The sequence below is a fragment of the Pseudomonas sp. ES1 genome, from assembly GCF_050586605.1.
GTDB lineage: Bacteria > Pseudomonadota > Gammaproteobacteria > Pseudomonadales > Pseudomonadaceae > Aquipseudomonas > Aquipseudomonas sichuanensis.
Genome location: NZ_JBOBDM010000007.1, coordinates 111,985 through 120,699, shown reverse-complemented (window position 1 = coordinate 120,699; position 8,715 = coordinate 111,985). Strand labels below are relative to the sequence as shown.

7 protein-coding genes and 1 pseudogene are annotated in these 8,715 nt (G+C 65.1%); 2 read left to right on the top strand and 6 right to left on the bottom strand.

Features of this window, described 5'->3' with window-relative positions:
• From ACQ4N9_RS05070 to ACQ4N9_RS05045, 6 genes and pseudogenes are all read right to left on the bottom strand, one after another.
• On the bottom strand, positions 1-1,010 hold a 1,010-nt coding region (locus ACQ4N9_RS05070; protein ID WP_430932320.1), incomplete at its 3' end, for an ABC transporter permease.
• Entirely contained in the window at positions 1,010-2,068 is a 1,059-nt protein-coding gene (locus ACQ4N9_RS05065) for a microcin C ABC transporter permease YejB (protein WP_125858680.1), read from the bottom strand. The genes ACQ4N9_RS05065 and ACQ4N9_RS05070, both read right to left, overlap by 1 nt.
• Entirely contained in the window at positions 2,065-3,864 is a 1,800-nt protein-coding gene (locus ACQ4N9_RS05060) for an extracellular solute-binding protein (RefSeq protein ID WP_390970734.1), read from the bottom strand. The genes ACQ4N9_RS05065 and ACQ4N9_RS05060 overlap by 4 nt, the downstream gene beginning before the upstream one ends.
• Before the next feature lie 148 nt (positions 3,865-4,012).
• On the bottom strand, positions 4,013-4,294 hold the full coding sequence (locus ACQ4N9_RS05055; RefSeq protein ID WP_003258780.1) for a peptidylprolyl isomerase: 282 nt from the start codon (positions 4,292-4,294) through the stop codon (positions 4,013-4,015).
• A gap of 83 nt (positions 4,295-4,377) precedes the next feature.
• Positions 4,378-5,439: a 3-deoxy-7-phosphoheptulonate synthase gene (locus ACQ4N9_RS05050; protein WP_125464141.1), complete on the bottom strand. Its 1,062-nt coding sequence runs from the start codon at positions 5,437-5,439 to the stop codon at positions 4,378-4,380.
• Between the two features lie 532 nt (positions 5,440-5,971).
• A pseudogene (locus ACQ4N9_RS05045) lies at positions 5,972-6,112 on the bottom strand (LysR family transcriptional regulator); the annotation flags it as partial.
• A 731-nt stretch (positions 6,113-6,843) separates the two neighbouring features.
• On the opposite strand from ACQ4N9_RS05045, the gene benA reads away from it, so the two are divergent.
• Positions 6,844-8,202 (top strand): benzoate 1,2-dioxygenase large subunit, encoded by a 1,359-nt coding sequence (gene benA, locus ACQ4N9_RS05040; protein ID WP_390970731.1) that lies wholly within the window; start codon positions 6,844-6,846, stop codon positions 8,200-8,202.
• Positions 8,199-8,684: a benzoate 1,2-dioxygenase small subunit gene (benB, locus tag ACQ4N9_RS05035; protein WP_125464138.1), complete on the top strand. Its 486-nt coding sequence runs from the start codon at positions 8,199-8,201 to the stop codon at positions 8,682-8,684. The genes benA and benB overlap by 4 nt, the downstream gene beginning before the upstream one ends.
• Positions 8,685-8,715: the final 31 nt, after the last annotated feature.

The following is an 8,715-nucleotide window of genomic DNA, read 5'->3' as shown; positions in this document are numbered from 1 at the left end:
CGTGGATCGAACGCCTCACGCAGCGCATCGCCGATGAACACCAGCAACGACAGGATCAGCGCCAGGGCAAAGAACGCGGTAAAGCCCAGCCATGGCGCCTCCAGGTGCTGCTTGCCCTGGGTCACCAGTTCGCCCAGCGAGGCACTGCCCGCAGGCATGCCGAAACCGAGGAAATCCAGCGCGGTAAGGGTAGTGATCGCCCCGGTGAGCATGAAGGGTACGTAGGTGAGGGTGGCGTTCATGGCGTTGGGCAGGATATGCCGCAGCATCACCTGGCTGTCCGGCAGCCCCAGCGCCCGGGCCGCCTTGACGTACTCCAGGTTGCGCCCGCGCAGGAACTCGGCGCGCACCACATCGACCAGCGCCAGCCACGAAAACAGCGCCATGATCCCCAGCAGCCACCAGAAGTCCGGCTCGACGAAGCCCGAGAGGATGATCAGCAGGTACAGCACCGGCAACCCCGACCACACCTCCAGCAGGCGCTGCCCGAGCAGGTCGACCCAGCCCCCGTGATAGCCCTGCAAGGCGCCGGCGGTGACGCCGATCAGCACGCTGAGCACGGTCAGGGCAAAGGCGAACAGCAGCGACACCCGCGTGCCGTACAGCACCCGCGCCAGCACGTCGCGCCCTTGGTCATCGGTGCCCAGCCAGTTGACCGCGCTGGGCGGGCTGGGGGTGGGTACCTGCAGGTCGTAGTTGGGGGTGTCGGCGCTGAACGGGATGGGCGCGAACAGCATCCAGCCGCCCTGGCCCTCGATCAGTTGGCGCACGTACTGGCTGCGGTAATCGGGCTGGAACGGCAACTGGCCGCCGAATTGCTTCTCGGTGTAGCGCTTGAGCGCGGGGGTGTACAGCTGGCCTTTATACGACAGCAGCAGTGGCTTGTCGTTGGCCACCAGCTCCGCGCCAAGGCTGAGTATCAACAGGCCGGCGAACAGCCACAGCGAGACCCAGCCAAGGCGGTTGGCGCGAAAGCGCTTCAGGCGGCGTCGAGCGATGGGCGAGAGCATCAGCGGCCCCTCGCGTCGAAGTCGATGCGCGGGTCGAGCGCCGTGTAGCAGAGGTCGCCGATCAAGCGGATCAGCAGCCCGGCCAGGGTGAAGATGAACAGCGTGCCGAACACCACCGGGTAGTCCCGCGACACCGCCGCTTCGTAGCTCATGCGGCCCAGGCCATCGAGGGAGAAGATCACCTCGATCAGCAGGGAACCGGCGAAGAACACCGTGATCAGCGCCTGCGGCAACCCGGCCACCACCAGCAGCATGGCGTTGCGCAGCACATGGCCGTACAGCACCCGGCGTTCGCTCAGGCCCTTGGCCCGGGCGGTGACCACGTACTGCCGGGAGATTTCGTCGAGGAAGGCGTTCTTGGTCAGCAGGGTCAAGGTGGCGAAACCGCCGATCACCAGGGCGCCGACCGGCAGCACCAGGTGCCAGAAGTAATCGGCCAGCTTGCCCAGCAGGCTGAGCTGGTCGAAGTCATCCGACACCAGCCCGCGCACCGGGAACCAGTTGAGTGAGGTGCCGCCAGCAAACAGCACGATCAGCAGCAGGGCGAACAGGAACGAGGGCAGGGCATAGCCGACCACGATCAGCGCGCTGCTCCAGGCATCGAAGCGGCTGCCATGGCGCACCGCCTTGCGGATGCCCAGCGGGATCGACACCAGGTAGGTGATCAGCGTCGCCCAGAAACCCAGCGACAGCGTCACCGGCAGTTTCTCGAGGATCAGGTCGGTGACCTTGGCGCCGCGGAAGAAGCTCTGGCCGAAGTCCAGCCGAGCATACTGGCCGAGCATCAGCCACAGCCGCTCGGGGGCGGACTTGTCGAAGCCGTACTGGCGCTTGATCTCCTCGATCAGCTTGGGGTCCAGGCCACGGGTGGCGCGGGACTCGCCGTGCACCGCCTCGGCCCGTGCGCCGGGGGCGCCGCCGCCGAGGCCCTGCAGCCGCGCCACGGCCTGTTCCACCGGGCCGCCGGGGGCGGCCTGGACGATGGCGAAGTTGACCAGCAGGATCGCCAGCAACGTGGGGATGATCAGCAGCAGGCGGCGCAGAATGTAGCTGGTCATGGCTGTTTCCCGAGCCGTTCGGCCATCTGTTCGCTAGTCAGCGCCGTCGGGCTGACCTCCCACCAGGTGTCCAGGCCTTCGTCATAGGTGGCTTGCACCTTGGGCAGGCCGAAGCGGTTCCACCAGACCGTCGAACTGCCCGGCGGGTAGTAGTTGGGGATCCAGTAGTAGTTCCATTGCAGCACCCGGTCCAGGGCATGGGCGTGGCGCAGCATGTCGGGCTGGCTGCTTGCGCGCACCAGCCCGTCGAGCAGCTGGTCCACCGCCGGGTCCTTGAGCACCATCAGGTTGTTCGAGCCGGGGTCGTTGGCCGCAGCGGAGCCGAAGTAGTTGTACAGCTCGCTGCCCGGCGACAGGGTCACCGGGTAGCCGGTGACGACCATGTCGTAGTCGCGGGCCATCAGGCGGTTGACGTACTGCGCGGCGTCGACGTTGCGGATGTTCAGCTCGATGCCGATCTGCGCCAGGTTGCGCTTCCACGGCAGCAGCAGGCGTTCCATGCCCGACTGGCCGTTGAGGAAGGTGAAGCTCAGCGGTTCGCCCTGGGCATTGACCAGGCGATCGCCCTCGGGGCGCCAGCCGGCGGCCTGGAGCAGCGCCAGGGCTTGCAACTGCTGCGGGCGGATGATCCCGGTGCCGTCGGTGACCGGGGCGCTGAACACCTGGCTGAACACTTCGTCGGGCACCTGGCCGCGCAGCGGTTCCAGCAGCTTGAGTTCGTCCGCGTCCGGCAGCGCGCGGGCTGCCAGCGCGGTGTTGGAGAACAGGCTCTGCTGGCGGATGTACAGATTGCGCATCATCTGCCGGTTGCTCCACTCGAAGTCCCAGAGCATGCCCAGGGCCTGGCGCACCCGGCGGTCCTGGAACTGCGGCCTGGCCAGGTTGAAGACGAAGCCCTGGGCCACCTGCGGCTTGGCCGGGCCCAGGTGGGCGCGCTGCAGGCGCCCGTCGTCGAGCTGGGCGCCGTTGTAGCCGAGGGTGAAGGCGGTGGCGGAGAACTCGCGGTTGTAGTCGTAGCCGCCACCCTTGAGCACTTGGCGCGCCACCTCGGTATCGCCGAAATATTCGATGCGCAGGCGCTGGAAGTTGTACAGGCCACGGGCCACCGGCAGGTCTTTGGCCCACCAGTCGGCATTGCGCTCGAAGGTGATGCTGCGGCCGTTGTCGATCCGGCTGATGCGGTACGGGCCGCTGCCCACGGGCTTGTCGAAACCAGCACCATTGGCGAAGTCGCGTTGCTGCCAGTCATGTTCGGGCAGCACTGGCAGGCTGGCCAGGTCCAGCGCCAGGGTGCGCCCGTGCGGCTGCTTGAAGTCGAAGCGTATCTGCCGCGGGCCTTCGACTGTCACCCCGGCCACTTCGGCGAAACGCGTGCGGTAATTGAGGCTGCCCTTGCTCATCAGCAGCTCGAAGGTGAAACGCACATCCTCGGCGCGCACCGGCTTGCCGTCGGCGAAGGTGGCGCGCGGGTCGAGGTACAGGCGCAGCCAGGCGTCGTCGGGGCCGCGCTCCAGGTGCTGGGCGATCAGGCCATAGACCGTGTAGGGCTCGTCGAAGGCGCGCATGGCCAGTGGCGCATACAGCCAGCCTTCGACCTGGCTGACGCCAATGCCCTTGTCGATGAACGGCAGGATGTGGTCGAACTGGCCGATCTCCAGGGCCGAACGGCGCAGGCTGCCGCCTTTGGGGGCATCTGGGTTTACGTAGGCGAAGTGCTGGAAACTGGCGGGGTAGCGGGGGGCTTCACCGTAGACGGTGAGGGCGTGGGTGGGGGCGGCCTGGACGAAACAGGCCATGCACGCCAGGGCGATGCAACACAGTAGCTGTGGGAGCGGGCTTGCCTGCGAATGCGTCCGTTCGAGCAACGTCGTTGTCTGGGCGGACGCATTCGCGGGCAAGCCCGCTCCCACAGGTTCAGCGCAGGGGCGGGCGATCAAGAACGCCTCAGTCCTGGCGGCTGGTCACTTCCAGCAGGTGGTAGCCGAACTGGGTCTTCACCGGGCCTTGCACGGTGTTGACCGGGGCGCTGAACACCACGGTGTCGAATTCCTTGACCATCTGGCCCGGGCCGAACGAGCCCAGGTCACCGCCCTGGCGGCTGGACGGGCAGGTGGAGTTGGCCTTGGCGATTTCGGCGAAGTCGGCGCCGGCTTCGATCTGTGCTTTGAGTTCGTTGCACTTCTCTTCGCTGCTGACGAGGATGTGGCGGGCGGTGGCTCGGGCCATGGGGAACTGCTCCTAGGGGGTGAAAAAGGGCAAGCCTAGCGCACTTGTCTAGGCCCTGTCTCGCAAGGCTTGCCGACGGTTTCCTACAAACGTTTGGCCGCTTCGCGCAGCATGCTCTCGGTCGCGCTCCAGCCCAGGCAGCCGTCGGTGATCGATACGCCGTACTTCAGCGCACCGGCACCCAAAGCCTGGCAACCGTCGAACAGGTGGCCCTCGATCATCACCCCCACCAGCGAGCGGTCGCCGGCCAGGCGTTGCTGCAGCACATCTTCGAACACCGCGGGCTGACGCATCGGGTCCTTGCCGCTGTTGGCATGGCTGCAATCGACCATGATGCGTGGCGCCAGGCCCGCCTTGGCCAGGCCCTGGCGCGCCTGGGCCACGCTGTGGGCATCGTAGTTCGGGCCCTTGTGGCCACCGCGCAGCACCAGGTGGGTGTCCGGGTTGCCGAGGCTCTCGATGATCGCCGGGTAGCCCTGGGCGTCCATGCCGAAGTGGCGGTGCGGATGCGCGGCGCTGCGCATGGCGTCGCAGGCAATGGCGATGCCGCCATCGGTGCCGTTCTTGAAGCCGACCGGCAGCTCCAGGCCACTGACCATCTCACGGTGGATCTGCGACTCGGTGGTGCGCGCGCCAATGGCTGCCCAACCCAGCAGGTCGTCGAAGTAGCCAGCGGCCATGGGTTGCAGCAGCTCGGTGGCGATCGGCAGGCCGCGCTCGATCATGCTCAGCATCAAGCCACGGGACAGGGCGATGCCGGCGTGCATGTCGTCGCTGCCATCCAGGTGCGGATCGTAGGCCAGGCCTTTCCAGCCCACAGTGGTACGGGGTTTTTCGACGTAGGCGCGCATCACCAGCAGCAGCTTGTCGCCGACTTCATGGTTGAGCGCCGCCAGGCGGTCGGCGTATTCCAGCGCCGCGCGCGGGTCATGGATCGAGCACGGGCCGACGATCACCAGCAGGCGTTCGTCGCGGCCTTCAAGGATGGCGCGGATCGCCTGGCGATGGGCATGGACTTGCTGGGTGAGTTCGGTCGACAGCGGCATCTGCTGCTTGAGCAGGTGCGGGCTGGGCAAGCGCTTGCTGACAGTGGCGTTGGCCGCTTGCGGTTGGGTCAGGGGCAGGGCGAGGTTCGAGGCGTGCATGGCTTTTTTTCCCTGGGCGGACGGCGGGTTCTGGCCCGCGCGGTCGGCCCTATAGAGGTGTTCGACTGGTCGTCAAATTGGGTAGTTGTGCGGCATTGCCACCGGAAATCGACCGAACGGAGGCGGCAGGCTGGCCCGAACGGGATTGGCTAAATCGCCATGCATAGGTGCTTGGGTAGTAGTAAGTGGCGTAGTTCATGAATCTGTCCTCAAGATGAATCGATGTTTTTGAAAGCCCGAAAAAGCAAAACCCCCGGTCGGGAAGCCGACCGGGGGTTTGAGTATTCTCGTGTTCGGCGGCCCCTCGAAAGTGGGCGCCGGGTGGGTTATCGGCGCCTAGTAGCTAAACCAATAACCAAAATAAAAGGGTGCAACGGCGTTACGACCGGCAACGGCCAGCACGCGGTGCGCTGGGCGACCGGTGGGGTTGGCGTGGTTGCAGGAATGTTTCGACATGTTGCTCTCCAGTGAATGTGCCCGAGCTTACTGCACCTTTGCGGTGGCGTTCAATGGATAAATGCTATCGGTTCAATCAATGAAGCTGACTACGTGCGAACTCGATGAAGGCCCTGAGCACCGTCGGCACCTGGCGCCGGCTCGGGCAATACAGGTGCAGGCCGGGGTAGTAGTGGGCCCAGTCAGCCAGCACCTGGATCAGTTCGCCGCTGGCCAGCGCGGGGCCGATCATCCGCGTGAGGGCGGCCAGGTGCCAGGCGAAGGCCTTGCAGCGCTCTTGAGATCGAGCGCCGCCCGCGCGGCGCATCGCTGGCAAGCCAGCTCCCACATTTGTTTCGGGCCAATTATGCCTGTGAAGGTACCGCTGCCCGCCTTGGCGCATGTCTTGAGTCATGTGGGGCGGCAGCAACGCCCACGCTGAAACCGCGTCGTACCAACAAGGCGGACAGTGATGAACTTACAGGAGTAACTGGCCCGAAATAGATGTGGGAGCTGGCTTGCCAGCGATGCGCCGCGCGGGCGGCGCTCGATCTTATAGGCGCAGCAAAAAAATCGGCGAACACCTGGTGGCCATTACACTATTTCCCGGCGAACACCTGGCGGGCTCTACCCAATATTTGCGGTTTGTGTGGCATGCCCTCGGAGGGCCTGGCTGGCTACCGCGTGAGGGCGGCCAGGTACCAGGCGAAAGCTTTGCAGCGCTCTTGAGATCGAGCGCCGCCCGCGCGGCGCTCGATCTCATAGGCGCTGCAAAATCACCGGCGAACACCTGGTGGCCATTACTCTATTCCCCGGCGAACACCTGACGGCCCGCGAACAATGCCAGCACAGATGGCGCAAAACCCTGCCTGCACAAAACGGATAGCACTCTGCACGATCTGGATATCTGCGCCCCCACCCAGGGCATAACCTGACCCGGCCTGAACAATAACAATGGAGGCCCTGGCCATGTCCCTGGGATTCGACTACCTCAATGCCATGCTCGAAGATGACCGGGAGAAGGGCGTCTATCGTTGCAAGCGTGAAATGTTCACCGACCCGCGCCTGTTCGACCTGGAGATGAAGCACATCTTCGAGGGCAACTGGATCTACCTGGCCCACGAAAGCCAGATCCCCGAAAACAACGACTTCCTCACCCTGACCATGGGGCGCCAGCCGATCTTCATCGCGCGCAACAAGGACGGGGTGCTCAACGCCTTCCTCAATGCCTGCAGCCACCGCGGCGCCATGCTCTGCCGGCACAAGCGCGGCAACCGGTCCAGCTACACCTGCCCGTTCCACGGCTGGACCTTCAACAACAGCGGCAAGCTGCTCAAGGTCAAGGACCCGAGCAACGCCGGCTACCCCGACAGCTTCAACTGCGACGGCTCCCACGACCTGACCAAGGTGGCGCGTTTCGAGTCGTACCGCGGCTTTCTGTTCGGCAGCCTGAACGCCGACGTGAAACCCTTGGTCGAGCACCTGGGCGAGTCGGCGAAGATCATCGACATGATCGTCGACCAGTCCCCCGAGGGCCTGGAGGTGCTGCGCGGCGCCAGTTCCTACATCTACGAAGGCAACTGGAAGCTCACCGCCGAAAACGGCGCCGACGGCTACCACGTCAGCTCCGTGCACTGGAACTACGCCGCCACCCAGAACCAGCGCAAGCAGCGCGAAGCGGGCGACGAGATCAAGACCATGAGCGCCGGCGCCTGGGCCAAGCAGGGTGGCGGCTTCTACTCCTTCGACCACGGTCACCTGCTGCTGTGGACCCGTTGGGCCAACCCCGAGGATCGCCCGGCCTATGAGCGCCGCGACCAGATGGCCGCCGATTTCGGCCAGGCCCGCGCCGACTGGATGATCGAGAACTCGCGCAACCTGTGCCTGTACCCGAACGTGTACCTGATGGACCAGTTCAGCTCGCAGATCCGCATCGCCCGGCCGATTTCGGTGAACAAGACCGAGATCACCATCTACTGCATCGCGCCGAAGGGCGAGAGCGCCGATGCCCGGGCCAAGCGCATCCGCCAGTACGAGGACTTCTTCAACGTCAGTGGCATGGCCACCCCGGATGACCTGGAAGAGTTCCGCTCCTGCCAGACCGGCTACGGCGGCGGCACCGGCTGGAACGACATGTCGCGCGGCGCGCAGCACTGGGTCGAAGGTGCCGACGAGGCGGCCAAGGAGATCGAACTCAAACCGCTGCTGTCGGGCGTGCGCACCGAGGACGAAGGTTTGTTCGTGCTGCAGCACAAGTACTGGCAGGACACCATGATCCAGGCGTTGAAAGACGAACAGCAACTGATCCCCGTGGAGGCCGTGCAATGAGCCTGCATGACACCGTGCGCGACTTCCTCTACCGCGAAGCGCGCTACCTGGACGATGCCCAGTGGGACCAATGGCTGGAGCTGTACAGCAGCGATGCGACGTTCTGGATGCCGTCCTGGGACGATGACGACAGCCTGACCGAAGACCCGCAGAGCGAGATCTCGCTGATCTGGTACGGCAACCGTGGCGGCCTCGAGGACCGGGTATTCCGCATCAAGACCGAGCGCTCCAGCGCCACCGTGCCGGACACCCGCACCTCGCACAACATCAGCAACATCGAGATCGTCGAACAGGGCGAGGGCAGCTGCCAGGTGCGCTTCAACTGGCACACCCTGAGCTTTCGCTACAAGACCACCGACAGCTACTTCGGCACCAGCTTCTACACCCTCGACCTGCGCGGCGAGCAGCCGCTGATCAGGCACAAGAAGGTGGTGCTGAAAAACGATTACGTCCGTCAGGTCATCGACATCTACCACATCTGATCCACCAGGCCGAGCCTGTCGCTGTGCCCCA

Bases quoted from the DNA above. Each gene is read 5' to 3' on its own strand.
- ACQ4N9_RS05055 (WP_003258780.1), bottom strand. From the start codon at position 4,294: ATGGCCCGAGCCACCGCCCGCCACATCCTCGTCAGCAGCGAAGAGAAG.
- benA (WP_390970731.1), top strand. From the start codon at position 6,844: ATGTCCCTGGGATTCGACTACCTCAATGCCATGCTCGAAGATGACCGG.
- ACQ4N9_RS05065 (WP_125858680.1), bottom strand. From the start codon at position 2,068: ATGACCAGCTACATTCTGCGCCGCCTGCTGCTGATCATCCCCACGTTG.
- ACQ4N9_RS05050 (WP_125464141.1), bottom strand. From the start codon at position 5,439: ATGCACGCCTCGAACCTCGCCCTGCCCCTGACCCAACCGCAAGCGGCC.
- benB (WP_125464138.1), top strand. From the start codon at position 8,199: ATGAGCCTGCATGACACCGTGCGCGACTTCCTCTACCGCGAAGCGCGC.
- ACQ4N9_RS05060 (WP_390970734.1), bottom strand. From the start codon at position 3,864: ATGGCCTGTTTCGTCCAGGCCGCCCCCACCCACGCCCTCACCGTCTAC.